We start from the raw sequence: 25,293 nt of genomic DNA, 5'->3' as shown, positions 1-25,293 counted from the left end.
TACCTTGCTCAATGTGAAATAGGAATTGATATGCTCACAACAACTTAATTTTTTTCAGAACAATTAACAAGGATAATGTAAGCGCTTAACTAATTGCGGTTCTAAGTCTTATATGAATTTGTTTAATTATGATGTTCACACAATCGTAACGAAATAAAATAAAAATATGTGTTTTTCATTTACTCCAAGTAAAAAATAGGATATTCTGTTTGTGAAATAATTCACAAAGTAATTCAGAAGCATTCATGTCGAGGAGGAAATAGAAATGACTACATCTACTCAAAATGAGAAACAACCAACAGAAGTACAACCTGAAATTAATCCCACGCAACAAATGATTGATGCACTTGCAGAAAATGGACAACATGCATTACGTGAATTAGCAAAGCTTGATCAAACACAAATTGATCACATTGTTCATGCGATGGCAATGGCAGCTGTAGACAAACATATGGAACTTGCGAAAGCTGCCTATGAAGAAACAGGCCGTGGTATTTATGAAGATAAAGCTATCAAGAATCTATATGCATCAGAATATATCTGGCAATCTATCAAATACAATAAAACGATTGGTGTCATTGATGAAGATGAACAACGCGGTTTGACGTATGTAGCTTCACCTGTCGGTGTAATATGTGGTGTAACACCGACAACGAACCCGACTTCTACAACAATTTTTAAAGCAATTATCGCAATTAAAACAGGTAATCCGATTATCTTCGCTTTCCATCCAAGTGCACAACAATCTTCTGCACTTGCGGCGAAAGTCATTTATGAAGCAGCACTCAAAGCAGGAGCACCAGAACATATTATTCAATGGATTGAACATCCATCATTAGAAGCAACTAAATTATTAATGAACCATGACAAAGTGGCATTAGTACTTGCGACAGGTGGTGCAGGTATGGTGAAATCTGCGTATTCAACAGGTAAGCCAGCATTAGGTGTAGGACCAGGTAACGTACCGGCATATATCGAAAAGTCTGCGAAAATCAAACGTGCAGTCAATGATGTCATTGTATCTAAGACTTTTGATAACGGCATGATTTGTGCTTCTGAACAAGGTGTCATTGTAGATAAAGAAATCTATGATGAAGTGAAAAAAGAATTTGAAGCACATCAATGTTATGTAGTGAAGAAAAAAGAATTATCTAAATTAGAAAGTATCGTGATGCGTGAAGACCGTTGTGCAGTCAATGCAGATATCGTAGGTAAACCAGCCACTGAAATTGCGGCATCAGTCGGAATCAAAGTGCCTGAAGGTACGAAAATGTTAATTGCGGAACTTGAAGGTGTAGGACCAGATTATCCGTTATCTCGTGAAAAATTATCTCCAGTACTCGCAATGGTGAAAGCAGAAAACCGTGAACATGGCTTAGAATTATGTGAAGGTATGCTTGATTTAGGCGGCTTAGGTCATACTGCAGTCGTGCATACAGAAGATGAAGCTTTACAAAGAGAATTCGGTATTCGCATGAATGCTTGTCATGTGTTAGTCAACTCTCCATCAGCTGAAGGTGGTATCGGTAATATCTATAATGAAATGATTCCATCATTGACATTAGGTTGCGGCTCTTATGGACATAACTCAGTTTCTCATAACGTTTCAGCTGTCGATTTAATCAATATAAAAACAATCGCTAAAAGGAGAAATAATATGCAATGGTTCAAACTTCCACCTAAAATTTTCTTTGAGAAAAACTCACTTATGTATTTAACGCAAATGAAAGAAGTTGAACGTGTTGTAATCGTGACAGACGAAGGCATGGTAAATCTTGGTTATGCGAAACGTGTACAAGAAGTACTAGCACGACGTAATGATGCACCTGATGTGCGTATCTTTAGCGATGTTGAACCCAACCCATCAACTAACACTGTCTATAAAGGTTTAGAGTTAATGGTTGAATTCCAACCGGATACAATTATCGCAATCGGCGGCGGATCTGTTATGGACGCGGCGAAAGGTATGTGGGCATTCTTCGAACACCCAGATTTATCATTCTTCGGTGCGAAACAAAAATTCTTAGACATTCGTAAACGTGCTTATAAAATTATGCCAGCACAACGTGCGAAAATGGTTTGTATTCCAACCACTTCAGGTACAGGTTCAGAAGTTACACCGTTTGCGGTTATCACAGATAGTGATACACATGTTAAATATCCATTAGCAGATTATGCCTTGACGCCAGATGTAGCTATCGTAGATTCACAATTTGTATTAAGTGTGCCAAGAGGGGTCACTGCTGATACAGGTATGGATGTGTTAACACACGCAATTGAATCTTATGTATCCGTAATGGCAAGTGATTATACACGTGGTTTAAGCTTACAAGCGATTAAAATTGTTTTCGATGATTTAAAAGCTTCAGCGAATGATGGAGATCCAGATGCAAGAGAACGTATGCATAATGCTTCAACACTTGCAGGTATGGCGTTTGCTAATGCATTCTTAGGAATCAGTCACTCAATTGCACATAAAATCGGTGGAGAATACAACATTCCGCATGGTCGTACGAATGCGATTTTATTACCGCATGTCATCAGATATAATGCGAAAGATCCACAAAAACATGCGATGTTCCCTAAATATGATTACTTCAGAGCAGATCAAGATTATGCAGATATTGCAAAATTCTTAGGCTTAAAAGGTAAAACAACAGAAGATTTAGTGGAAGCTTTGGCAGATGCTGTTTATGAATTAGGTCAAAGCGTAGGTATCGAAATGAATCTTAAAGCACAAGGTTTAACACAAGAAGTATTAGATAAAACAGTAGACCGTATGGCTGAACTTGCATACGAAGACCAATGTACAACTGCTAACCCGAAAGAACCATTAATCAGTGAACTAAAAGATATTATCATCACTGCTTATGATTATCAAAAATAAGTCGCTATGACTTTTCCAAATGACTAAAATTCAATCATCCATTCAAAACACGTCCTTGATATAAGGGGCGTGTTTTTTGATACATAGAAAAAGACCGATGCTTTTGACATCGGCCTTAAAGTGAATACTTTATTGTTCGTTTTGTTTGTTGATCCAGTCTGTAGATAAATCCATTGCTGCACGTGTCGCATTTGTTTTGTCTAAATCGTTAACCATCACAAAGTCATGGATTGTACCTTGCATACGTGCATGTGTTACATCATTACCAGCTTCTCTTAATTTGTGCGCATAAGCTTCGCCTTCATCGCGTAAGACATCTGCTTCAGCGTTAATAATCATCGCTTTTGGTAAGTCTTTTAATTCTTCTAATGATGCACGTAATGGTGAAGCAGTAATTTCTGCGCGTTCATTTTCATCTGTTGTATATTGATCCCAGAACCACTGCATACCTTCTTTAGTTAAATAGTAACCTTCCGCAAATTCATTATAAGAATCTGTGTCAAACGAAGCATTTGTTACAGGGTAATAAAGTAATTGTTGGTGAATTGGTAAGCCATTACGTTGTTTTGTCATTAAAGTCATTACAGCTGACATATTACCGCCGACTGAATCACCCGCAACTGTTAAACGGTTTAAGTCTAAGTTTTTATCCTCTGCGACATCTTTTAATTGTTGTAAGACATCGTAGTTTTGTTCAATTGCTGTTGGATATTTCGCTTCAGGTGATAAATCATAATCAGGGAATACAACGACTGAATTTGTACGCACCGCAAGTTCTCTGACAAGTTTGTCATGTGTATGCGGGCTTCCGAATACCCAACCTGCACCATGAATATAATAAATCACTGGTAATTTTTCTTGATTTCCTTTTGGACGAATGAATCGAACAGGAACTTCGCCATAAGATTTTGTTTCAAATGTTGTATCTTCAATATCTACATCATATTTTTTAATATCTGATGATTGTACATCTTCTAATAATTTTCGACCTTCTTCTGGAGGTAACTCATATATACGTGGATGTGGGTCATTGGCTTTCGCAAAGTCAAGTGCTGCTTGTTCTAAAATAATTTTTTGAGTCATAATCAAGCTCCTTCATATATAGAATGTCTCTTTCTCTGGTAAAAGTATACCACTATGTTTACGAACTTAAACATAGATATGCTCAAAAAATGTTATTTTTGTAAATCATCTTCAAGAGAAGCAGTTAAAGCCTTTAACCAATCCAGTGTCGGACCTAGGTCAGATTGATAGTAACGTTCAAGTCCTTTTTGTTCAACAGAAAGTATTCCTGCATCTAACATCAACTTTAAATGATGTGAAACTGCAGGGCGTGAGATGGTTACTAGTTCAGTTAATTGATTTACAGTTAAAGGTCCTTTTTTACATAACAGTACTAATAGTTCTTGGCGTCTACCATCTTGTAAGATGTTTAAAATCGGTGTGCCTTCATTAAAAAGTTGAAGTGTTTCTTTAATCATAGTCGGCCTCTTTTCTAGCATTAATGTGATATTACTGCCTATTGTAGCACGTCTATAAGGTGTAGTGGAGGTTTGAAAATAAAATTATTTTTGAACTCTCGTTACAAAAATACATATATTCAAGATTGATATTGTAATAGTATTACAACTGTGTGATAATGTAAGCGATTACACATAATTGATTGCTTGATTTGATTCTCAGTCTTACATACTAAAAAGCAGTTGATTTAAATGAAAATAAAACTTTTAAAAGAGGTGGTTGGATTGGACTTAGGGTTTTCTGTCTATTTAGGAGAAGCATTTGACGAAACATATATCGACAAAATGTTGAATCATGGATTTCGATATATATTTACATCACTTCAAATTCCAGAAGATAACCAAGATACGTATTTGACGCGGTTAAAACAGTTAGCCGTAATAAATGGGAACCGTGCACAAATTATTGCTGATGTGAATGGACAAACACTGCGTCAACTGGGTTTGTCTTTGAGTGAACCAGAATCGATTCGTGATGTGGGCATTGATATTGTTCGTTTGGATGAAGCGGTCGATATAAATAGTTTGGCAGAGTATGTAGAAGCAAAATATTCAGTGATGTTGAATGCGAGCACAGATGCATTTCAAATTCTACGTGAGCTGAGTGATCGCGCAATTTCTCAAGAGAATATCTTAGTTGCACATAATTATTATCCTAGACCTGATACAGGCTTGGAACGTACTTTCTTTCAACATATAAACGAGCGATTAAAAGGAGCATTTCCTGAAATTCAAATCATGGCGTTTGTCCCTGGTACTCAATTAAGAGGACCTATCTATCGCGGTTTACCAACACTAGAAGACCATCGTCAGTATCATCCATTAGCCGCAGCAGTCGAGCTAGAAGAGGATTTGTGTGATATTGCTTGTGTGGGAGACAGTCAAATTGACGATTTTATGATTCATCAATTCGATACTTATTTCAGATTAAACCGTGTTGTTTTACGAACAAATTTAAGCTCAGACAGTAAATATTTAGGGACTTATCATAATCGACCAGATGTCGCACGTGATGTTGTGAGAGCCATTGAGGCAAGAAAAACATTTACTGAAGAAGTATCGCCGCATAATGTAGTAGAACGTCGTAAAGGTGCTGTGACGATAGACAATGCATTATATGGTCGTTATATGAATGAACTTCAAATTGTAAGGTGTGATTTACCTAAGGATGAAGCGGTCAATGTATTAGGTTATGTCGACGCCCGTGATTTAGATTGTATAAATATGATTGGGTCGAATACCACATTTGAATTCGTTTCAGTTGAGGAGGAAAGTCATGGACATTAATAAAATGACAACTGAGCAACGTAATGAGAAAACGATGCATCTAGATGAATTAAGCACTGAAGATTTTGTTGTTTTGATGAACCAAGAAGATCAAACCGTAGCACAAGCGATTGCGAAAGAAAATACGTCTATTGCACGTGTGATTGATACTGTTATTGAAGGATTTAAGCAAGGCGGCAGGTTGATTTATATGGGTGCAGGTACGAGCGGCAGGCTAGGTGTGTTAGATGCTGCTGAGTGTGTACCGACTTTCGGTGTGACTCGAGATGATGTGATTGGTTTAATCGCAGGTGGTGCTAAAGCAATGACTGAAGCTGTAGAAGGTGCTGAAGATAGTAAAACACTTGGCAAACAAGATTTAAAGCACCTTAAACTTAATGAAACTGATACAGTGATCGGATTAGCAGCGAGTGGCAGAACGCCTTATGTCATTGGCGGTCTAGAGTACGCGAATACGATAGGTGCGAACACAACAGCGATTGCTTGTAATAAAAATACAGCGATTGGTGCAGTTGCGGATATTGCGATTGAAATAGAGGTGGGTCCTGAAATTCTGACAGGTTCTACACGCTTGAAGTCTGGAACAGCACAAAAGTTAGTGTTGAATATGATATCAACTGGCGCAATGGTCGGTATCGGTAAAGTTTATGAAAACCTAATGGTAGATGTTCAACCGACAAATGAAAAATTGAGAAGACGTGCGTTAAATATCATTTCAGAAGTGGCTAATACTTCAGAATCTGAGAGTAAAGAGTTATTTCATGACAGTAACGGTCATGTGAAAGCGGCAATTGTTATGGGATTACATGATATTACGTATGAAGAAGCTGTTGAACGTTTAGAAAAAGCGAATGGTTTTATCAGAAAAACATGAGGAGCTGAACAACAATGTCAAAAGAAAAAAAGATTGCCCAGGAAATATTAAATAATGTTGGCGGCAAAGCAAATTTAGAACGTGTGATTCATTGTATGACACGTGTACGTATGGATATTATTGATTACTCTAAAGTGAATCTAGAAGGACTCAAAGCAATAGACGGTGTCATGGGAGTAGTAGAAGATGAAACACTACAAGTTATTGTAGGCCCAGGGACTGTCAATAAGGTCGCACATGAAATGAGCGAAATGATTGGCACACCTTTAGGTGAAAAAATCGTTCATCATGAACCTTCGCATCAAACAGATAAAGAACATGTAGAATCAGAAGCACAACTCTTTAAAAGTCAGATGAAGGAAAAACAGAAAAAGTCTAAATGGAAAAAAGTACTGAGAGTCATCGCAAATATTTTTGTACCTTTAATTCCGGCATTTGTTGGTGCAGGATTAATCGGTGGTATAGCGGCAGTGCTGACGAACCTATTGTCTGCTGGTTATATTGAAGGTGCGATGTGGAAGCAGTTGACTTTAGTCTTTGATATTATCAAAAGTGGTTTGCTAGCATACTTAGTCATCTATGTCGGAATTAATGCGGCTAGAGAATTTGGCGCAACTCCAGGACTCGGCGGTGTGATTGGTGGTGCTACCATGTTGACAGGTATGACACCTGAACAACCATTGCATAATATCTTTAACGGTGAAGCATTAGCACCTGGACAAGGTGGGGTCATCGGTGTCATCTTTGCGGTTTGGTTACTATCAATTGTTGAAAAACGTCTGCATAAAATTATTCCGAATGCGGTGGATATTATTGTAACACCTACGATTACCTTATTAATTATGGGACTTGCGACGATATTCTTAATTATGCCGATAGCGGGTGTAATCTCAGAAGGTCTATTAGGTATTATTAACTGGGTGCTAGATATTGGCGGTGCATTTAGCGGATTTATCCTTGGTGCGACATTCTTGCCATTAGTTATGTTTGGTTTACATCAAGTTTTAACACCGATTCATATAGAAATGATCAACCAAGATCATGCAACTTTCTTATTACCGATTCTTGCGATGGCAGGTGCAGGCCAAGTCGGTGCGGCATTAGCGCTTTGGGTAAGATGCCGTAAGAACAAAAAGATTATTCGTTTATTAAAAGGTGCATTACCTGCAGGAATATTAGGTATTGGAGAACCTTTAATTTATGGTGTGACTTTACCATTAGGCCGTCCATTCATTACAGCATGTATTGGTGGAGGTATCGGCGGTGCTGTTATCGGTGGTATCGGACACATTGGTGCTGTTGCGATTGGACCGAGTGGTTTATCATTGATTCCTTTAATTTATGACAATATGTATTTAGGCTACATTGCAGGAATATTAGCTGCATATGCGGGAGGATTTATCGCAACATACTTCTTCGGAACAACAAAAGAAATGACTGCACCTCAAGATGTTGAAGAAGAGGTGTAAAACATATGGGAAATGAACAACTATTAATTTATATTGAAGAACAGATGGAACAACTGACTAAAAACGAACAACAAGTAGCACGATATTTGATTGAAGCACCGGAAGCGGTATTAGAAATGAGTGCACAAGCGTTAGGTAAAGAAACGCAAACAAGTTCAGCTACTGTTATCCGCTGTGTGCATAAATTAGGATTCAAAGGGCTAGTGGATTTGAAGTTAGCCATTTCAAGTTATTTACCTAATCATCAGGCTAGTGTGTATCAAGAAATGGAACAAGATGAACCTGCTAATGAAATTAAAAGTAAACTGTTCAATCGAGCAGCGTATACTCTGAAAACAACAGAAACTTTATTAGATGATCAAACGTTAGAAACAATTGCTGAAAAATTAAGACAATGTAAGAAGTTAGTTGTGTTTGGAGTAGGCGCAAGTCATATTGTGGCAGAAGATATCTTTCAAAAATTTACAAGAGCTGGTATGAATGTTGTTCATAGTTCGGATGCACACATTATCGCTACAACGCTAGCTGGAAGTAACAATGAAGGTACTTTAATGATAGGTATCTCAAATTCAGGCCAAAACCGAGAAACATTAAAGTTAGCGCAAGTCGCGCGCCATTATCATGTTCCGGTTATCGGTATGACCAGTCGAAAAGATTCAGAACTCGCCAATGAAGCGGATGAGTGTTTGTTCCATGACGCAAGTTCAGATCGTAGTTTGCGATTAGCCGCAACAAGTTCGTTAATCGCACAGCTCATCACTGTTGATACTTTGTTTTACACATATCTTGCGAAAGACTATACAAATCATATCGCACATTTAAGTCAGACAAGAGATGCAGTTGATTTATATGTTGATGGAGATTAAGGTATGATGATAGTAATGATGGAGTTAAAGGAATGAGAGAAATGTATGCTTTAGAAACAAATAATGCAATCATTCGTTATGACATGATGGGACATGGACCGATTTTGTTATGTATTCCTGGCGCTAGCGGAATCAATGATAGTTATTTGGATTTAGCACATAAGCTAGAAGATTATTTTACTGTTGTCTTACCTGATAGACGAGGTTATGGAGCAAGTGAATTGTTAACGGCTTTACCAAGTTCTATCGCAAACACCAAAGATACGTATTGTTTAACCATGGATGTTGAAGATATTAAAACATTAATACAAACGCTTAGTAATCATCCTGTTTATCTTTTTGCGACAGACACAGGTGCTGTTCCTGCATTAGAATTTGCGTGTATGTATCCAGAATTGGTTAAGACATTACTTGTTCATGAGCCTTTAAATACTTCTGTACTTCCAAACAGAGAAGATTATGTGCCGCAAACTGAACAAATCGCACGTACTGCAATGATTGAAGGAGTGCCGGCTGCAATGCGTCAGTATGAACGTTTGATTAATCCTTCGCACTCAGATATGCAGGTGTTAGTAGAGAATACGATTGCTCCTTGCGCGGTTTGTTCACCGAGTACTTCACAAATACGCAGTAGTGAATCAACAAACATTTGGCTTCAATATGAACTCCGGCAATATTTGAATTATCAAATTGATATAGAAGCTTTGAAGGCCAAAGATGTTTCAATCAAGTTCTTGCAAGGTGAACAATCGAAAGAATCGCTAGGGTATGAAGCGGCTAAATATTTTGCGCATAGCTTAAATGCAAATCTGTTTCAAGTTACAGGTGGACATTACGGTTATGCACAACAACCTAAACAATTTGCGAAAGCTGTTAAAAAGATACTGCGTTCATAATGATAGAGTTCAAGACCTTCGTTATATGAAGGTCTTTTTATTATGACCTGTGATTTTAACTCTTAGAGTGTTATAATACATTCAAATTTATTTTTGAATGAGGTGACAAAGTGATACAGACCGCTTTGACTGCAGTCATACTTTATACAGCGACTGCTTTAGATTTATTAGTGATTTTGTTGATTTATTTCGCACGTGCACAAACCAAACGTGAGTATCGTGATATTTATATTGGACAGTTTTTAGGATCAGGTGCCTTAATTGTCATCAGTTTGTTTTTTGCGTTTATCTTACACTATGTACCTGAGAAATGGATGTTAGGTTTATTAGGTATCATCCCTCTATATTTAGGAATCAAAGTGGCATTATTTGATGATTGTGAAGGGGAAGCACGTGCCAAGAGAGAGTTGGATAAAAAAGGAATGTCCAAATTAGTTGGCATTGTTGCGCTTGTTACCCTAGCAAGCTGTGGAGCAGATAATATCGGTTTATTTGTACCGTACTTTGTCAGTTTGACTTTAGCGCAAGTTATTGTGACATTAATTGTATTTGTAATCATGATTTTCTTATTGGTATTCTCTGCACAAAAATTAGCAAAAGTTCCGGGTATTGGTGAAACTGTGGAGAAATATAATCGATGGATTATGGCAATTATCTATATTGGCTTAGGTTTATACATTTTGATTGAAAACAAAACCATACAAACATTGTTAAGCTTTGTTTCATAGAAAGGATGGGAGATAGGTGTCTAATGAACAATGTGACATCATGTATGTGCATGAAGATAAAGTGAAAAATGCTTCTGACTTTTTAAGTGAAACACACACTATTAAGGCAATGAATACTTTAAACGCAATAGGTGATAAAAAGAAATTAACGATTTTATTTGCGTTGCTTGAAGAAGAGAAACTGTGTGTTTGCGACATTGCGAAATTGCTTCAAATGAGTATTGCCTCTACTTCTCATCATTTACGCATACTCTATAAAAAAGAAGTTATAGATTTCCGCAAAGAAGGGAAAATGGCGTATTATTTCATCAAAGATCCTCAAGTTGATAAATTGCTGCGCTTTATGCTGACAGAAGTAGAAAACGAAAATAGTTAAATATATAAATAACTGTTGTGAATCAATTTTGCAGAATGATAGCACAACAGTTATTTAAAAATATACAACGCTATTTGTTTTGTCTTTTACGATTAGTGTTATAAATGATAGAAGCAATTGCCACATAAATTAATGGACCGACAATTAAAATAATAGAAGCCATGTTTGCTTGGATATAAAATTTAAATAATAGAAAACCTAAAAAGGCAACCATTAAATACACAGGTATCATGAAAGATTTCCAGAACATTGAGTCATTCATATTTAATGTACACACCTTTCTATTAGGGAGTATGTAGAAAAAAGAGGCGGATTTAACTCTGCCTCTTGTTTATGTTTTCAAGTTATAGCCCTAATTGCAACCAACGTTTTCGTGCAAAGAAAAGTACGACGAAGTTGATCGCAAAGAGTAAAAGGAAATAAACAACCAATAATGTAATATCGTAAGAAGTCAGTGCTAAGGTATCTCCATTTAATGTAGCATCGACGTTAGGGTACATTACATTGCTTGCTTCAAAAGGCGAAAGGATGCCGAAGATGGTTGGATTAAGCATTACTAAGACAATAGAAATAACCCAATAGATTAGGCTGACAATAACACTGATTAAAATTTTGGAAATTAAAATACTGATTGTTCCAATGATTAAGATATACTGCAAGATTAATAAAGAAAACATGATGATTAAAAAGAAATAATGCGAGAAATTACCAAACATCAAAGAAATGGCAGTGATGCCAATACATACAAATACAAAGCATTCTAAGAAAATGACAAACATCTTTTTGTAAAAGAAGGTGAAGTCTGTATTTCCTAATAACTTATAAAATAAGATGTTTTGATCTGCATACTCTTTATTGAAGTAATAAGCGATGATGAATGAAAAGAGTATGAATCCAGTTTCTACCGCAATCGTATATGTGTTGAAGAAATATTCACCATATGACAAGCTTTGACCATCATTCATAAAGGTGGTAAAGCCATAACCTAAAACGAATAGTAATAAAAAAAGCGAACCAAGAATCAGTGTTATTTTGTTAAACGCTGTTTTTCTTAACTCTAACCTCATTTTGTACACCTCAAGTTTTTAGAAACAAATGTATTCATCGACAACTGCTTCTTTAGAATCATATTCTTCAATCGTCAGGTCTTTAAATAAAAAGTACTTACCAGGTAGGTATGTTAAATCTTTTGCGCTATGTGTAATATTGATAATTACTTTTTCAGGATTATCCGAAATATAGTTATTAAAGAAAGTATAGAAGTCGTGAACTGTTGTTTCGTCTAAGTCTTTTGTGATCTCATCTAAAATGATGATAGGTTTGTCTTCTGATAGAAAACTTAATAGCTTCAGCTTTTCTTGTTGTCCTTTGTTTAATTTTCGAATAGGGATGTGATCAGGAATAGTTTCAATCCCTAACAAGTCACCCAAGTAATCGATTTTGACGGTACAAATAAAATAACTCTTGAGTAATTGAATGAGAAAATCTTTAGTGATATCTCTTGGAATACATGATGCATTACTAATCAAAGTTGTGTTTTCTGTAATCTCTGGGCGCATATGACCGCTGTGATTAAGTACGAAATCTTTAGCTAATTGAGACTTGCCAACTTCATTTCTGCCAATAATATGATTGATTTCACCTTTGTGAAATACCAAGTCAGTCGGCTGTAATAGGATTTTGCTTTTGATACGTAATACATACTGTTTGATTTCCATTTAACTCGGCTCCCTCGCTAAAATTGTAAAGTTTTCGAGTGATACTATTTAACAAGTTTTAACAAAATTTTTAGGAATTCTTAAATATAGCGTATCATAAATATCAAATCATTATAATTTGTCTTTTGGTAATAATTTGTGGATTTTTTGTCATGCATGAGAAAATTACAAAAAATAATTCGCTTACAAGACATACTGCTTATTTCATTTGATACTTAATTGGAGGTTAAAGCGTTTTGTATAGAAGTATTGATTTTAAGCGGTTTTAAGAGGTTCGGATGTCTGAACGCAGACAACCGTCAGGCTACCGTATAGGGTATAAGTAAATAAAAAAAGAAACCAAGATGTCATTGCATCTTGATTTCAATAGTTAGTTATTATCAGAACGTTCTTTGATTAGGGCTTTTCTCATTTGTTGTCTAGAACCATACGTACTTTCTCGTACCAGTTCTTCGTTACGCATACCTGCACCAATGGCTCCCGCAATTGTTGAAAGAGAAGCTGCGAACCATGCGATAGACAGATAAAGAGTGAATGTGGCAGGATGTCCGAGTTCTAAGGTCTTTCCTAGGAAGGGTGCTGGTAATAAAATAGAAGCTGCAATCAAATATATCGTAAAGAGTGTTACATAATAAATAATGACTGACGTTGTCAGTGTGGTCAGAGTTGTTAAATTATATAACCGTGTAATACGTTTATTAATACTGAAGCGTTCACTTTCCCATAAGTTATGCGCTAAGATAATCCATAAAATCATACCGAAAATCGCAAAGAGGGACATAACTGTTAATCTCCATGTGGTAAAGGTATTGCTTAAAGACCACATGGTGGAGAAGATTAAACCGGACGCGCCGGTTGTAAATGCAATCGCAATCACACTATTCATACTTTGCATTAATCTTAATGGGTTATTCGCAAAGGTCATTCCACTGAGTAAACGGAAGTAACCGGATGCTTTAGATGCGACAATATAACGGATATGCATCGTATGTGTATCATCAGTGTAAGTACGGATTTTTCTTAGTTTAGAGAAAGGGAATATTTCTCGATAAGTTGCTTGATGATTTTCATCTTCATTGTTTTGATTTGGGTTGTCACTGAAAAATAGATTGATTTCATGAATAATCGTCAGCACTGTTCTTTCTAGACGTTTGGTAACAGGACGCCAACCATAAGCGGGAATTGAAATAATACTAGCCCCGTTTTCTTCGTTGATATCAACAGCGATGACTGACTCATTATCATGAAGTAATGGTAAGTCAGTTAAACTGATAATATAGTTCCAGTTATAACGATCTAAGTAGTCTTCGGTTTTTTGATAGGCTTGGTCTGCATCTTCTGCAGATCCTGTTAACGCATCAACAATGACTTCAATTTTCCATTGGTATTGAGATGAAATGTAGTCATTTAATAAACCGGGTAATGTGTCTACTAATTTATGCGAAAGTTTATTCGCAATACCAGGTGAAGCGATAATGCCTACGACAAGTTGTTCCATAAATTTACAGCCTCCTTTCTTTAATTGTTTTGATCGTTATCATCATTATCTTTTTGGTGTGATTCTGATGAATAGTAATTGGAAGCTTCCCATTCTTTTGCTTCTTCATAGCGTGCACGTTGACGATAAGAGTAAGTCATAGCACGAATTTTCTTTTCGTTTTCGACAGATGCGCCTAAAGCACCTGCTAAGAAACCAAGTGATGTCACAAACCATACAAGGTACAAGAACTGTCCGAGTGTACGCTGTCCTTCATTAATCGTCTGCATGTTATATAAATCATTTGGCACAAATAAAGCGACACTGATTGTAAGCAGTAAGAATAAGATGAGATAGCTGAATACAATAATAATCAATAGAGTTAAGACAGTTGTTACATTGTAAACTGTTCGATAAGTTTTAGTTGTTAACGAAGTTTCATGTTCCCATAACGAGTGTGCATACATAATCCAAAGGGTCATTCCGCCAATGGCTAGTGTCGTCATAAAGATAAATCTTAAGTTAGTATATTCAATACTTAATTGCCATGGGGTAGAGAAAATGGTTAAGTATGTAGCTGTCGCAAAGGAAATGGAAATAATCTTTTTGAAGTTTGGAATTTCTTTAAGCGGTTGATTGGCTCTGGTCATTCCAGCTAATAATAAAATCCAACTTATAATAAGTGGGTTTAAAATAAACTTGGTTGTTGTTTTGGAGTGGGAGGTATCATCTCCGGCTTCTTGATCATCTTGCGTTTCCATATCATTCTCTTGTTTATCATCGAATATATTTCTAATGGGCTTTACACGTGTAAATAATGAAAGATTTAATTTTTTTGTTTGATAATCCTCGTTCGTTTGATGTAAGTATATAATTTCCGCAAAATAAAGCAGACATTGTTTCAATTTACGTTTCACACCAAATAAACCTAAAGCCGGAATTGAGATTAATCCAGTAGCCATAGGCTCATCTAAATTACCTACTATTACTTTACGTTGTTCGACAATGGGTAAGTCTGTCACAACAATCGCATAGTCCCATTTATGATGGGTTTTAAGAGATTGAGCTGCGTCTAAACTTTTGTTGACGTCTTCCGCAGAACCAATTAATGGGTCAGAAACACATTCGAAAGTCCATTTGATATCTTCTTTTAATTTACTATTTAGTGAAGTAGGCATTTGTTCAGCTAGTGTCTCTGATAAATCCATAGGAAACCCTGGAGCAGCAATGATTCCTACTTTAATCTCACTCATAAATTGCCTCCTTTCTCTCTACAAAGTTATGAACAAAATTAATTTTGAATTCATTTATAATTACATAATTAATAAGTTCCCGCAATGACAAGAAACAAAACTTATTAAAAAGACGAATTTGATAAGGATTACATAGTGGAAATGTAGCTTCTAATGTATAATATTTATAAAGAATAAAGTATCGGGAGGTATACATCATGAAACGACAACATTTATTGCTTGGACTGCTTTGTTCAACTCTACTTTTAGCAAGTTGTGGCCATAGAGAAAACAACGAAAAACAAGCAGACCAAAAACAAGAAGAAACAACAGACACTCAATCACAAGACCAATCACCTAAAGAGAAAAAACAAACACATACGACGTACCACACTAAACAAGATATAAAAATAGAAGTGCATGAAGCGGAGAAAAAAGATAAAGCACATGCTGACACTGATACAAATAAGAATGCACAAACTAAACAAACACAACAAGAAACTGATAAAGCAACAACTGAAAAAGATGCTCAATCCTCAGATTCATCAAAGAAAAATGAAGAACCAAATTTAGAAAGAGATGGCGGTAAAGTTAAAGGGCCTGAGGATCTTGCACCTGGTCCTAAAGCAGATGTGGATAGAAAACATATCGCGATGATGTTGTTAGACCCTAAATTAAACAAAACTTACGTTAATGCTAAAGATTTAAAACAAAAAACTTATAAAACAGATGACGGTCAACAAGTGCGCATTCCGAACTATGTACTTTTCCAATCTCTAGAAGTACCGCAAGTTGAAAATGGTCCTGAAGGCATGCAGTATTATTTTGTAACACATACAAAAGATCCTGACAAGAAAACAGTAATCGGTGTATCTGATAATGAAATCGTTATTGGTAAATCAACAATCAGTTCTGAAGATGCAGTATCTCAAAAAGTAAAATTAGATTATAATCAATTCATTCAAGAAGAAGAGACACAAGTCTTTAAAGTGAAAGAACTTGAACAGTTGAAACTCGATTCAAATGAAATCAATGCGCTAACACGACATATCTATCAAGCAACACCGCACACATTACAGTTTGTCCCTGAGAATTGAGGCGTAAAAGATGAAACAACTTAGAATGATACTCACAATGATCTTGAGTCTACTTTTATTAGCCGCATGTGGAACACAATCACAAGAAGATAAACAAAATTCTAAGTCATCAGAACAGAAAACAGAGACAAAAGAAACAAACGCTAAACAAGACAAAGTAACATCAGAAACAAAAAATAATAATCAAACCAATACTTCAAAAGAAAGTACAGAGAATCAAAAAGAAGAACCGCAAACACAAAAACGACCTTTAACAGAACAAGAGATTAAACACAATGTAGCATTGATGATATTGAATCCGAATTTTGATCAAAAATATATCACAGGACAAGAAGTGTTAGAAGGTAAATATTCAGGTAGAACAGATGATGGTAAAATACATCATTTCAAAGTAAATGAAGTCCATTTGATTCAGCCAGAAAGTGAAATGAAATTAATTCATGCGCCAACAGATATGGTTTATTATATATTTGACCCGCGTTCTGGACCATATTCTGTTTTAGTTGGTATTTCGCATGAAAAAGTTATAGTATGGGGAACACAAACATATTATGCAGATTATAATCAAGAGATTGAAAATGGGTTCATGAAAGAATATAAGGTTGCAGATTTGAAAAAATTAAATATTCCTAAGTCACAAATACAAGCGGTAGAAAGTAAAATCATGATAGGTAATAATGAACAACAACCTATTATTCGATTAGACTAATAAGAAGAAGTGAGCTTTGGCTCGCTTCTTTTTTATGCTTTTTAACAAATAAACGATTTTAAATTTTTTGAAAAAATGAGACTTCGTTACTTTAATGTTACTTAAATATGAATTATAATGATTAAGTATCATTAATTTAATGTGGCAATATTTTGTTAATTAGAAAGGAGTGGGCTTTTCATGGAATGTGTGTTGCCGATTAAAGATAAATCAGATATTGAAGCGATGTATGAAACGTTACGTGAACATAACCAGCGTGATTATTTGTTGTTTCGTTTAGCGATACATACAGGTTTAAGAATTAGTACGTTAATTCATTTAAAAGGACTAGATGTTTTAACACAAGATGAGCATTGTCAGGCTGTGATTAATATTTGGCGACAACCTGGGATATCTGAAATTAATGTGCCGTTGCCTCAATCGTTATGTGAGGAATTGGATGAATTTATGAAAGATAAAGGAATTGGTCATGACGATTATCTATTTCGTTCTATGAAAACAAAACGTCCGCTCTCTCGCCAACAAGCGTATCGTATTATTCATGATGCTGCTGTTCAAAATGGACTCTCTCAAATCGGTCTTCAATCTTTACGAAAAACTTTTGCTTATCATGCGTACCAATCGGGTACACCGCTTACAGTGATACAAAAATACCTCGGTCATCAGACTTTATCTGAGACCCTCAAATTTATAGATGTTCCGCAACAAAACCGCACGATTACGATTCAATTAGATCTTTAATTTTTATTTTTTAGATATGACTTTAACTCAACTATAGAAAGGAGTCTCACTTCTTATGAGCCTTATTTGGCTGTTTGTCTTTATTATTGTTGTGATGTTGTTCGTACTCATGACAAACCTGCCGAATCGTTCTGCACGACCAGCTTCAGCGTCAGAACAAGCACAACAAGAAATTACGCATAACACGGGTCGGTACAGAACAACTTTAAGCAGACAAGCTGGATGGATAGCGTTAAGTGCGCCCGTTATCAGCGCAATTTATTTTATAACCATGATTCCACGCATCGCCGCCAATCAACTGGTTATGGTTTCATTGCCGTGGATGCCGTCAATCGATGTAAATTTTGCGTTCAGATTAGATGGCTTGTCTTTAATCTTTGCCTTGTTAATCACTTTAATTGGTACAGGTGTTGTATTATATGCGAATGCATACCTATCAAAAGCACATGATGATTTGCCAAGGTTCTACGTGTATTTATTAATGTTCATGTTTGCGATGTTAGGCGTTGTGCTAGCAAATAATACCATACTGCTGTACGTATTTTGGGAGTTAACGAGTATTGCGTCTTTCTTATTAATTGCTTATTGGTATAACCGACCAACAAGTCAGGCAGGCGCAATGAAATCATTCTTAATCACTGTCTTTGGCGGTATGTTTATGATGGTCGGGTTTGTGATTTTATTTAATATTACCGGTACAAATACTATATCTGAATTAGTACAGATTCCCGTTCGCCAAACGATGTATGAATCTCCTTGGTTCCCACTTGCGGTTGTTTTTATTTTATTAGGTGCCTTTACGAAATCGGCACAATTTCCATTTCATATCTGGTTGCCAGATGCGATGGAAGCACCGACACCTGTCAGTGCTTACCTGCACTCTGCGACAATGGTTAAAGCCGGATTATACTTACTATTTCGTTTTACACCGATATTAGGTTATGAGCCATGGGTAGCTTATATTGTTATCACAATTGGTATTATCACTTTAATGGTCGGTTCCTTTGTGGCAGTTGGACAACGTGATTTAAAAGGGTTGCTTGCTTATTCCACAATCAGTCAACTCGGCATGATTATGTCGATGGTCGGCTTTGGATTTTTAGCATATAGTCACCAAGCACAAGGGTTCCAAGCCTTTTATGTTGCGAGTTTATTTGCGGGACTGTTTCATTTAATCAACCATGCGCTCTTTAAGAGTGTGCTCTTTATGGGTGTTGGTATTGTAGATCATGAAACAGGCACACGTGATTTATCGCGTTTAGGCGGTTTACGTAAACTCTTGCCAGTCACAACTGTGATGATGACCATCAGCGCAATGGCGATGGCAGGTCTCCCGTTATTTAATGGTTTCTTATCAAAGGAAATGTTCTTTGCGACATTGGTCAGCGCGAAAAAACTTACGATGTATGACCAAGTCTTTGTTTCTGTGATGTTGATTGTTGGTGTGGTTGCCAGTCTCTTTACGTTCATTTACAGCTTACGTTTAGTCAAAGATACTTTCTTTGGCCCGTTACACAAAGAGGGCTTACCGCAAGTACCTGAACACGAGCCGGTAGGACTGTATATTGCGCCGGCAGTGATCACACTTGGCATGCCATTATTCTTTATTATCCCGAACGTCTTAGGGCGATATTTAATCGGTCCTGCCTTACGTGATATTGGACATTCAGATAAAGTAGCACCATTTATTCCGCACATTGCCGCATGGCACGGTTTAAGTCCTGAGTTATGGATTACCTTAACGATTTATGTCGTGGGTATTTTACTCTTATGGCGTTCACGTTGGATGAACGTTTACAACAAGTTACCAGAGTTTCTATCCATCAACAGTATCTATCGCGGTATGTTAAGCGGAAGTGAGCGTTTTAGTAGAAGCGGGATGCAGTTGATGATGAATAACCGATTAAATCAATACTTACATGTGATTTATTTCTTATTCTTCGGTATGTTGGCTTATGGTTTTATTCGCGTCGGTTGGATACCTGTTGAAGGTTTCAAAGTGAAGCCGATTACGTGGTTTGAAATTTTAGTCACTGCCAATATTGCTTTCTTATCTGTTGCATTAGTGTTCTTACGTGAACGTATGGCGATGATTATTATTAACGGTGTTATCGGTTATACGATTGCGATTGTCTTTGTCTTAATGAGAGCGCCAGACTTGGCGATGACACAGTTAGTGATTGAAACGATTACGACTATCTTATTCTTATTAGTCTTTTACCATTTACCAAACGTACGACGAGATAAAGTACATGTCGGGAAAGAAGCGGTCAAGCTATCTATTGCTTTATTAATGTCGCTCTTTGTCGTGACGTTTGTGATTATTGCACAACAAGAACAAGCGTTTAATAAGATTTCAAGTTTCTATGAACATAGTGATAAATTGGCAGGTTCTAAAAATATTGTCAACGCAATTCTCGGAGACTTCAGAGCACTAGATACCATGTTAGAAGGCATTGTCATTATGATAGTGGGTCTCGGTATCTATTCCTTAATTAAATTCAAAATCAGAAAGGGTGATTCAGATGCACGAAAATGACATTGTATTAGAAACGATTTCTAAAGTAGCAGTTTTCATTATTTTGACCTTCGGTTCTTATATTTTCTTAGCGGGTCATGATAATCCAGGTGGCGGCTTTATCGGCGGTTTAGTTTTCAGTTCAGCGTTTATCCTGATGTTTCTAGCCTTTGATGTTGAAAAGGTCATTCGTTCACTGCCGCTGGATTTCAGAGCAGTTACGATTACAGGTTCTTTATTATCCATTGCTACCGCAATCGTGCCAATGTTTTTTGGACACCCTTTATTGTCACATGAGGATGTTTACGTCACATTGCCTTACTTAGAGAAAGTGCATCTTTCTAGTGTGACTTTGTTTGAATTCGGTATTTTATTAACAGTCGTCGGTTCAGTGACGACAATTATGCTTGCGATAAGTGGTGATAAAAGTTGAACGTCATACTTATTATAATTATTGGTATTTTAACTTTTGCAGGCACGTATATGATTTTATCGAAAAACTTAATTCGTATCGTTTTAGGTACTGCCATTTATACACATGTCGCAAACCTAGTCATTTTAGCGATGAGCGGCTTTGATGGTACAAAAGTACCGATTATTAACGATGAAGGCAGTAATTATGTAGATCCCTTACCACAAGCGTTGATTTTAACCGCAATTGTCATCGGATTTGCGGTTTCCGCATTCTTACTTGTCTTAGTCTATCGTACTTATAAAGTGACACGGGTAAACCGAATTGAAGCGTTACGCGGTGAGGATGATGATGTCGATGAATAATATGATGTTAATCCCACTGTTGTTGCCTTTAGTCACAGGATTAATTTTATTCTTCTTTAAAGAACGTTTAATGGTTACGAGACGTATCGCGATTACGATTCAAATCATCAACACAGCAGTTTCAGCTTATTTATTAGCGTATGTCTATCAACATCAACCGTTAGTAATCAATTTTGGTGATTGGCAGCCGCCATTCGGCATTCAATTTGTCGGCGATACTTTAAGTATTTTCTTTGTCACAATTGCCAACTTAGTGGTTACTTGTGTTATTTATTTCGGTTTTGGTAAGCGTGAACATCTTGCGAACCGTTATTTCTTACCATCCTTTATTTTATTTATGCTGACAGGTGTCAACGGCAGTTTCTTAACTGCTGATATTTTCAACTTGTACGTGATGTTTGAAATTATGTTGATTGCGTCGTTCGTCTTATTAACACTTGGTCAAACACTAGAACAATTACGTGCGAGTGTCATTTATGTCGTAATGAACGTTGTCAGTTCTTGGTTCTTCCTTATCGGTGTCGCTTATTTATATGGCACACTCGGCACATTGAACTTCGGTCATTTAGCGATGCGGATAAGTGAAAGTGACCAACCGCCGATGATGCCAATGATTGCGATTATTATGATCTTCGTGTTCGGCGGTAAAGCAGCTTTAGTCATGTTTATGTGGCTGCCTAAAGCCTATGCCGCATTAAATACTGAATTAGCTGCGTTATTTGCGGGATTGATGACAAAGGTCGGTGTGTATGCGTTAATTCGTGTCATGGTGTTGTTATTTGATCAACAGCCTGATATTACACATCAACTCATGTACTATATGGCAATCATTACGATGATTATTGGTGCTATCGGTGTACTGGGTTATGAAGATGTGAAGAAAATAGCTGCTTATCAAGTTATCTTGTCTATCGGCTTCTCAGTCATGGGTATCAGTACCTTGAATCAAGCAGGTGTGACAGGTGCGATTTTCTATGCCGGTCATGACATGATTATTAAGACCTTATTATTCTTAGTCATGGGTGTCTTTGTTGTCTTAACAGGTTGCCGAAGTTATAAACAAATGGGCGGTTTGATTCATACGCATCCGTCATTAGGTATTATTTTATTTATTGTCACATTATCTATTGGCGGCGTACCGCCATTCAGTGGATTTCCTGGGAAATTACTGATTATACAAGGTGCACTCGCTGAAGGGTATGTGGTCGGTGTCGCACTGATGATTATCACCAGCTTGATTGCGATGTATAGTTTATTGAAAGTCTTTTTCTATATGTATTTCGGTAGAGAAGAGATGCCTGTAGTCCAACGACAACCAATCTTGCCGCATAAGTTGATTGCGATGATTTTATTAACAGTTGCGACTATCCTGATGGGGCTTTGTGCCGAATGGATTTTAGATGTCGCACATCATGCGGCTGAATTTAATATAAACCCTAGTGACTATATCAAATCAGTTATCCCAAATGTGGAGGTGGAATAATGTTAGCCCAACTAACCCTGAATATTTTAATTGCTGTATTATGGACGCTCTTTCAAGACGAAGATAAATTCCACTTGTCTACATTTATTGCTGGATATCTGATTGGTATTGCGATTGTATATTTAATCCATCGATTCTTCTTTAAACGTGTCTTCTACTTAAAGAAAGTCTGGATTATTTCTAAATTCATTTTGATTTATAATATGCAGCTGTTGATATCGAGTTTATCAACCATCAACTATATCTTATTTAAATCACGTGACATGAACCCAGGTTTATTAATTTATGAAACGTCATTGAAAAGAGACTGGGCGATTACTTTACTGACCTTGTTAATTATGTTGACACCAGGCTCGCTTGTACTCAGGGTATCACCTGATGGCAGTCGTTTCTTTATTCATGCGATCGATGTTTCTGAAAAAGATAAAGCCGTTTTAACCAAGCAGATTAAGAAATATGAACGTTTGATATGGGAGGTGCTCAAATGATTGAAATGGTCATAGATTGGATGATACGTAGCGCTTTAGTCATTTACGGTATTGCGGTGATTATCGCTTTGATACGTGTGATTAAAGGACCGACAACACCTAATAGGGTGGTCGCATTTGATAGTATTGGTGCGATGATTATCTCTATTGTAGGCTTACTTAGTATCGTCTTAAACACCTTAACTTTCTTAGATGCGAGCTTAATTATCGCTATCCTCGCATTCTTGAGTACCATTGGTATCTCACGCTTCGTAGAAGGAGGACGAATCTTTGATAATAAACGAAATCGTTAGTTTATTCGCAGCTGTCCTTATCTTGTTGGGATCTATTGTCGCTCTCATTAGTGCCATCGGTATTTTAAAGTTTGATGATATCTTCTTGCGTGCACACGCCGCAACGAAAAGTTCAACCTTATCTGTGTTGTTTTCATTAATTGGTGTATTTATTTATTTTTGGTTTACACGTGATTATTTCAGTGTCAGAACGCTATTAACGATCTTATTCTTATACATGACGTCACCAGTCGCTGGGCAAATGATTGTACGTACGGCTTATAACGTTGGTTCGTATATGTATATGAAAGACAACACCCAAAAAGGGGCTTCTTTGAATATTGCTTATAATAAAAGAGAAGCTAAGAAAAACAGAAAGTTACGGGCTGAACGCAGACGAAAAGCAACAGAAGCGTTCACAAAAGGTGAACATCAGCCGACAATTCGTTATAAAAAGAAAGATGACTAATCTAATACGCACGCTATAGTGAATTTCTAAACTATGGCGTGCGTATTTTTAGTTCAGCCAACCTCAATATTGTTTTGTCGTAGAGTTCCAAAATAGAAAGTGTCTAGATGTTTATAATCCAATAATTGTTCCAGAATCATGGTATATAGACACCGCTTTATACAATGTTATTTAAAATTTTAAAAGTATTGAACAATCATATATGCAAACGTACGCAAATGGAGTATAATCAGTTTGACAGATTATTCAGATTAATTTATAACCTATTGACTTTGTGAATGTATTCACATAATATATTAGATAGGATATGAATTACTCTACTATACAACTTTTAGAATTGAGGGAGTAATTATGACAAAAATTAAATTTTTTGGTACACGTGATTATGAAAAAGATGTAGCTTTGAACTGGGCTAAAGAGAATGATGTTGAAGTTTCATTCTCAAATGACTTCTTAAGCTATGATACTTTGGATCAGCTTGAAGGGTTTGACGGCGTTACAACAATGCAATTCGGCAAACTTGAAAAAGAAGCTTACCCTAAATTAGAAGCAATGGGCATCAAACAAGTCGCACAACGTACTGCAGGTTTTGATATGTATGATTTAGAATTAGCGAAAAAACACGGTATTATTATCTCAAACGTGCCTAGCTATTCTCCTGAAACAATTGCGGAATACTCAGTAGCTGCTGCATTAAATCTTGTACGTAGATTCCCACGTATTGAAAAACGTGTTCAAGACTATGACTTTACTTGGGATGCGACAATTATGGCAAGACCAGTAAAAGACATGACAGTCGCAATTATCGGTACAGGACGTATCGGCGCATTAACTGGTAACCTTTTCGCAGGCTTCGGTGCTAAAATTGTAGGTTATGATTTATATCCAAATGATTCATTAGATTTCTTAGAATATAAAGATACGATTGAAGAAGCAGTTAAAGATGCGGACATCGTTTCTTTACACATGCCAGGTTCTGCAGACAACCACCACATTTTCAATAAAGAAATGTTTGCGAAATTCAAAGATGGCGCAATCTTAGTTAACGCAGCACGTGGTGCAGTTGTAGATACAGAAGCATTAATCGATGCGGTCAATGAAGGCAAATTAACAGGCGCAGCTGTCGACACTTACGAGTTCGAAATGCCTTACTTCACATTTGACTTTACTGGTAAAGAACTTGAAGATGAAACATTCAAAAAATTAATCGAAAATGACAGAATTCAATTAACACCACATATCGCATTTTTCTCTGATGAAGCGGTACGTAACTTAGTTGAAGGCGGATTAAACGCTGCACTTAATGTCATCAAAACAGGCGATACACCAACACGCTTGAACTAATTATTGTGAGTCGAAGTTATTTTATATAAAGGAAGGGGCTGGGACATAAATACAGTCCAAAATAA

At 36.5% G+C, this 25,293-nt stretch carries 26 protein-coding genes; 19 read left to right on the top strand and 7 right to left on the bottom strand.

Features of this window, described 5'->3' with window-relative positions; all coding sequences use genetic code 11:
• The first annotated feature begins 265 nt into the window (after positions 1–265).
• The gene (gene adhE, locus HMPREF3270_RS03390; RefSeq protein ID WP_083326786.1) at positions 266–2,887 is read left to right on the top strand and encodes a bifunctional acetaldehyde-CoA/alcohol dehydrogenase; all 2,622 of its coding nucleotides are present in this window, start codon (positions 266–268) and stop codon (positions 2,885–2,887) included.
• Between the two features lie 129 nt (positions 2,888–3,016).
• On the opposite strand, the gene HMPREF3270_RS03385 is transcribed toward adhE, so the two are convergent.
• Positions 3,017–3,970 carry an alpha/beta hydrolase gene (locus HMPREF3270_RS03385; protein WP_002479983.1) on the bottom strand — a complete coding sequence of 318 codons (954 nt, stop codon included), beginning with the start codon at positions 3,968–3,970 and terminating at the stop codon, positions 3,017–3,019.
• A 92-nt stretch (positions 3,971–4,062) separates the two neighbouring features.
• The gene (locus HMPREF3270_RS03380) at positions 4,063–4,368 is read right to left on the bottom strand and encodes an ArsR/SmtB family transcription factor (RefSeq protein ID WP_070847781.1); all 306 of its coding nucleotides are present in this window, start codon (positions 4,366–4,368) and stop codon (positions 4,063–4,065) included.
• A gap of 231 nt (positions 4,369–4,599) precedes the next feature.
• On the opposite strand from HMPREF3270_RS03380, the gene HMPREF3270_RS03375 reads away from it, so the two are divergent.
• The 7 genes from HMPREF3270_RS03375 (at position 4,600) to HMPREF3270_RS03345 (ending at position 10,903) form a co-directional block, all read left to right on the top strand.
• Entirely contained in the window at positions 4,600–5,694 is a 1,095-nt protein-coding gene (locus HMPREF3270_RS03375; protein WP_070847784.1) for a MupG family TIM beta-alpha barrel fold protein, read from the top strand.
• Positions 5,684–6,568 carry an N-acetylmuramic acid 6-phosphate etherase gene (murQ, locus tag HMPREF3270_RS03370; RefSeq protein WP_070847787.1) on the top strand — a complete coding sequence of 295 codons (885 nt, stop codon included), beginning with the start codon at positions 5,684–5,686 and terminating at the stop codon, positions 6,566–6,568. The genes HMPREF3270_RS03375 and murQ overlap by 11 nt, the downstream gene beginning before the upstream one ends.
• 14 nt (positions 6,569–6,582) lie before the next feature.
• Complete coding sequence (locus HMPREF3270_RS03365) at positions 6,583–8,037, top strand: PTS transporter subunit EIIC (protein ID WP_070847790.1); 1,455 nt, start codon at positions 6,583–6,585, stop codon at positions 8,035–8,037.
• Between the two features lie 5 nt (positions 8,038–8,042).
• Positions 8,043–8,903, top strand: coding sequence for a MurR/RpiR family transcriptional regulator (locus HMPREF3270_RS03360; protein ID WP_023015584.1), 861 nt, complete (start codon positions 8,043–8,045; stop codon positions 8,901–8,903).
• A gap of 32 nt (positions 8,904–8,935) precedes the next feature.
• Positions 8,936–9,799 (top strand): alpha/beta fold hydrolase, encoded by an 864-nt coding sequence (locus HMPREF3270_RS03355; RefSeq protein WP_070847793.1) that lies wholly within the window; start codon positions 8,936–8,938, stop codon positions 9,797–9,799.
• A gap of 110 nt (positions 9,800–9,909) precedes the next feature.
• On the top strand, positions 9,910–10,527 hold the full coding sequence (locus HMPREF3270_RS03350; RefSeq protein WP_070847796.1) for a CadD family cadmium resistance transporter: 618 nt from the start codon (positions 9,910–9,912) through the stop codon (positions 10,525–10,527).
• 40 nt (positions 10,528–10,567) lie between these two features.
• A complete protein-coding gene (locus tag HMPREF3270_RS03345; RefSeq protein ID WP_242543498.1) occupies positions 10,568–10,903 on the top strand; it encodes an ArsR/SmtB family transcription factor in 336 nt (111 codons plus the stop codon).
• Positions 10,904–10,973: 70 nt separating this feature from the next.
• Here HMPREF3270_RS03345 and HMPREF3270_RS03340 read toward each other — a convergent pair whose 3' ends face one another.
• The 5 genes from HMPREF3270_RS03340 to HMPREF3270_RS03320 form a co-directional block, all read right to left on the bottom strand.
• Entirely contained in the window at positions 10,974–11,153 is a 180-nt protein-coding gene (locus HMPREF3270_RS03340; RefSeq protein ID WP_371106797.1) for a hypothetical protein, read from the bottom strand.
• Between the two features lie 94 nt (positions 11,154–11,247).
• The gene (locus HMPREF3270_RS03335; RefSeq protein ID WP_057510075.1) at positions 11,248–11,970 is read right to left on the bottom strand and encodes a peptide ABC transporter permease; all 723 of its coding nucleotides are present in this window, start codon (positions 11,968–11,970) and stop codon (positions 11,248–11,250) included.
• A gap of 18 nt (positions 11,971–11,988) precedes the next feature.
• Positions 11,989–12,621 (bottom strand): ATP-binding cassette domain-containing protein, encoded by a 633-nt coding sequence (locus HMPREF3270_RS03330; RefSeq protein WP_060804433.1) that lies wholly within the window; start codon positions 12,619–12,621, stop codon positions 11,989–11,991.
• A 370-nt stretch (positions 12,622–12,991) separates the two neighbouring features.
• Complete coding sequence (locus tag HMPREF3270_RS03325; protein WP_070847801.1) at positions 12,992–14,119, bottom strand: 5,10-methylene-tetrahydrofolate dehydrogenase; 1,128 nt, start codon at positions 14,117–14,119, stop codon at positions 12,992–12,994.
• A gap of 20 nt (positions 14,120–14,139) precedes the next feature.
• The gene (locus HMPREF3270_RS03320; RefSeq protein WP_070847804.1) at positions 14,140–15,351 is read right to left on the bottom strand and encodes a hypothetical protein; all 1,212 of its coding nucleotides are present in this window, start codon (positions 15,349–15,351) and stop codon (positions 14,140–14,142) included.
• Positions 15,352–15,548: 197 nt separating this feature from the next.
• On the opposite strand from HMPREF3270_RS03320, the gene HMPREF3270_RS03315 reads away from it, so the two are divergent.
• The 11 genes from HMPREF3270_RS03315 to HMPREF3270_RS03265 all read left to right on the top strand — a co-directional run bounded on the left by HMPREF3270_RS03315 (position 15,549) and on the right by HMPREF3270_RS03265 (position 25,228).
• Positions 15,549–16,427 (top strand): hypothetical protein, encoded by an 879-nt coding sequence (locus HMPREF3270_RS03315; RefSeq protein WP_070847806.1) that lies wholly within the window; start codon positions 15,549–15,551, stop codon positions 16,425–16,427.
• Positions 16,428–16,437: 10 nt separating this feature from the next.
• Positions 16,438–17,136 carry a hypothetical protein gene (locus tag HMPREF3270_RS03310; protein WP_070847818.1) on the top strand — a complete coding sequence of 233 codons (699 nt, stop codon included), beginning with the start codon at positions 16,438–16,440 and terminating at the stop codon, positions 17,134–17,136.
• A gap of 180 nt (positions 17,137–17,316) precedes the next feature.
• Complete coding sequence (locus tag HMPREF3270_RS03305; RefSeq protein ID WP_070847820.1) at positions 17,317–17,877, top strand: tyrosine-type recombinase/integrase; 561 nt, start codon at positions 17,317–17,319, stop codon at positions 17,875–17,877.
• Positions 17,878–17,932: 55 nt separating this feature from the next.
• The gene (locus HMPREF3270_RS03300) at positions 17,933–20,416 is read left to right on the top strand and encodes a DUF4040 family protein (protein ID WP_002479966.1); all 2,484 of its coding nucleotides are present in this window, start codon (positions 17,933–17,935) and stop codon (positions 20,414–20,416) included.
• The gene (locus tag HMPREF3270_RS03295; protein ID WP_002479965.1) at positions 20,403–20,828 is read left to right on the top strand and encodes a monovalent cation/H+ antiporter subunit B; all 426 of its coding nucleotides are present in this window, start codon (positions 20,403–20,405) and stop codon (positions 20,826–20,828) included. The genes HMPREF3270_RS03300 and HMPREF3270_RS03295 overlap by 14 nt, the downstream gene beginning before the upstream one ends.
• Entirely contained in the window at positions 20,825–21,172 is a 348-nt protein-coding gene (locus HMPREF3270_RS03290) for a Na(+)/H(+) antiporter subunit C (RefSeq protein WP_023015572.1), read from the top strand. Before HMPREF3270_RS03295 ends, HMPREF3270_RS03290 begins: the two co-directional genes overlap by 4 nt.
• A complete protein-coding gene (locus HMPREF3270_RS03285) occupies positions 21,159–22,655 on the top strand; it encodes a Na+/H+ antiporter subunit D (RefSeq protein WP_371106796.1) in 1,497 nt (498 codons plus the stop codon). The genes HMPREF3270_RS03290 and HMPREF3270_RS03285 overlap by 14 nt, the downstream gene beginning before the upstream one ends.
• Complete coding sequence (locus HMPREF3270_RS03280) at positions 22,655–23,143, top strand: Na+/H+ antiporter subunit E (protein ID WP_070847824.1); 489 nt, start codon at positions 22,655–22,657, stop codon at positions 23,141–23,143. Before HMPREF3270_RS03285 ends, HMPREF3270_RS03280 begins: the two co-directional genes overlap by 1 nt.
• Complete coding sequence (locus tag HMPREF3270_RS03275) at positions 23,140–23,436, top strand: Na(+)/H(+) antiporter subunit F1 (RefSeq protein WP_023015570.1); 297 nt, start codon at positions 23,140–23,142, stop codon at positions 23,434–23,436. Before HMPREF3270_RS03280 ends, HMPREF3270_RS03275 begins: the two co-directional genes overlap by 4 nt.
• Positions 23,414–23,884 (top strand): Na+/H+ antiporter subunit G, encoded by a 471-nt coding sequence (locus HMPREF3270_RS03270; RefSeq protein WP_002479960.1) that lies wholly within the window; start codon positions 23,414–23,416, stop codon positions 23,882–23,884. Before HMPREF3270_RS03275 ends, HMPREF3270_RS03270 begins: the two co-directional genes overlap by 23 nt.
• Before the next feature lie 351 nt (positions 23,885–24,235).
• Entirely contained in the window at positions 24,236–25,228 is a 993-nt protein-coding gene (locus tag HMPREF3270_RS03265; protein ID WP_002479959.1) for a D-lactate dehydrogenase, read from the top strand.
• Positions 25,229–25,293: the final 65 nt, after the last annotated feature.

It is taken from the genome of Staphylococcus sp. HMSC65H10, from assembly GCF_001839185.1.
Classification (GTDB): domain Bacteria; phylum Bacillota; class Bacilli; order Staphylococcales; family Staphylococcaceae; genus Staphylococcus; species Staphylococcus simulans.
This window is presented reverse-complemented; position numbering and strand designations above follow the sequence as displayed.

What these genes read in the sequence shown, in the direction of transcription:
- HMPREF3270_RS03295 (WP_002479965.1), top strand. Translation starts at nt 20,403, where the DNA reads ATGCACGAAAATGACATTGTATTAGAAACGATTTCTAAAGTAGCAGTT.
- HMPREF3270_RS03310 (WP_070847818.1), top strand. Translation starts at nt 16,438, where the DNA reads ATGAAACAACTTAGAATGATACTCACAATGATCTTGAGTCTACTTTTA.
- HMPREF3270_RS03280 (WP_070847824.1), top strand. Translation starts at nt 22,655, where the DNA reads ATGTTAGCCCAACTAACCCTGAATATTTTAATTGCTGTATTATGGACG.
- adhE (WP_083326786.1), top strand. Translation starts at nt 266, where the DNA reads ATGACTACATCTACTCAAAATGAGAAACAACCAACAGAAGTACAACCT.
- HMPREF3270_RS03325 (WP_070847801.1), bottom strand. Translation starts at nt 14,119, where the DNA reads ATGGAACAACTTGTCGTAGGCATTATCGCTTCACCTGGTATTGCGAAT.
- murQ (WP_070847787.1), top strand. Translation starts at nt 5,684, where the DNA reads ATGGACATTAATAAAATGACAACTGAGCAACGTAATGAGAAAACGATG.
- HMPREF3270_RS03385 (WP_002479983.1), bottom strand. Translation starts at nt 3,970, where the DNA reads ATGACTCAAAAAATTATTTTAGAACAAGCAGCACTTGACTTTGCGAAA.
- HMPREF3270_RS03360 (WP_023015584.1), top strand. Translation starts at nt 8,043, where the DNA reads ATGGGAAATGAACAACTATTAATTTATATTGAAGAACAGATGGAACAA.
- HMPREF3270_RS03355 (WP_070847793.1), top strand. Translation starts at nt 8,936, where the DNA reads ATGAGAGAAATGTATGCTTTAGAAACAAATAATGCAATCATTCGTTAT.
- HMPREF3270_RS03300 (WP_002479966.1), top strand. Translation starts at nt 17,933, where the DNA reads ATGAGCCTTATTTGGCTGTTTGTCTTTATTATTGTTGTGATGTTGTTC.
- HMPREF3270_RS03375 (WP_070847784.1), top strand. Translation starts at nt 4,600, where the DNA reads ATGAAAATAAAACTTTTAAAAGAGGTGGTTGGATTGGACTTAGGGTTT.
- HMPREF3270_RS03315 (WP_070847806.1), top strand. Translation starts at nt 15,549, where the DNA reads ATGAAACGACAACATTTATTGCTTGGACTGCTTTGTTCAACTCTACTT.
- HMPREF3270_RS03330 (WP_060804433.1), bottom strand. Translation starts at nt 12,621, where the DNA reads ATGGAAATCAAACAGTATGTATTACGTATCAAAAGCAAAATCCTATTA.
- HMPREF3270_RS03365 (WP_070847790.1), top strand. Translation starts at nt 6,583, where the DNA reads ATGTCAAAAGAAAAAAAGATTGCCCAGGAAATATTAAATAATGTTGGC.
- HMPREF3270_RS03335 (WP_057510075.1), bottom strand. Translation starts at nt 11,970, where the DNA reads ATGAGGTTAGAGTTAAGAAAAACAGCGTTTAACAAAATAACACTGATT.
- HMPREF3270_RS03340 (WP_371106797.1), bottom strand. Translation starts at nt 11,153, where the DNA reads ATGTTCTGGAAATCTTTCATGATACCTGTGTATTTAATGGTTGCCTTT.
- HMPREF3270_RS03320 (WP_070847804.1), bottom strand. Translation starts at nt 15,351, where the DNA reads ATGAGTGAGATTAAAGTAGGAATCATTGCTGCTCCAGGGTTTCCTATG.
- HMPREF3270_RS03285 (WP_371106796.1), top strand. Translation starts at nt 21,159, where the DNA reads ATGTCGATGAATAATATGATGTTAATCCCACTGTTGTTGCCTTTAGTC.
- HMPREF3270_RS03380 (WP_070847781.1), bottom strand. Translation starts at nt 4,368, where the DNA reads ATGATTAAAGAAACACTTCAACTTTTTAATGAAGGCACACCGATTTTA.
- HMPREF3270_RS03305 (WP_070847820.1), top strand. Translation starts at nt 17,317, where the DNA reads ATGGAATGTGTGTTGCCGATTAAAGATAAATCAGATATTGAAGCGATG.
- HMPREF3270_RS03265 (WP_002479959.1), top strand. Translation starts at nt 24,236, where the DNA reads ATGACAAAAATTAAATTTTTTGGTACACGTGATTATGAAAAAGATGTA.
- HMPREF3270_RS03345 (WP_242543498.1), top strand. Translation starts at nt 10,568, where the DNA reads ATGTATGTGCATGAAGATAAAGTGAAAAATGCTTCTGACTTTTTAAGT.
- HMPREF3270_RS03275 (WP_023015570.1), top strand. Translation starts at nt 23,140, where the DNA reads ATGATTGAAATGGTCATAGATTGGATGATACGTAGCGCTTTAGTCATT.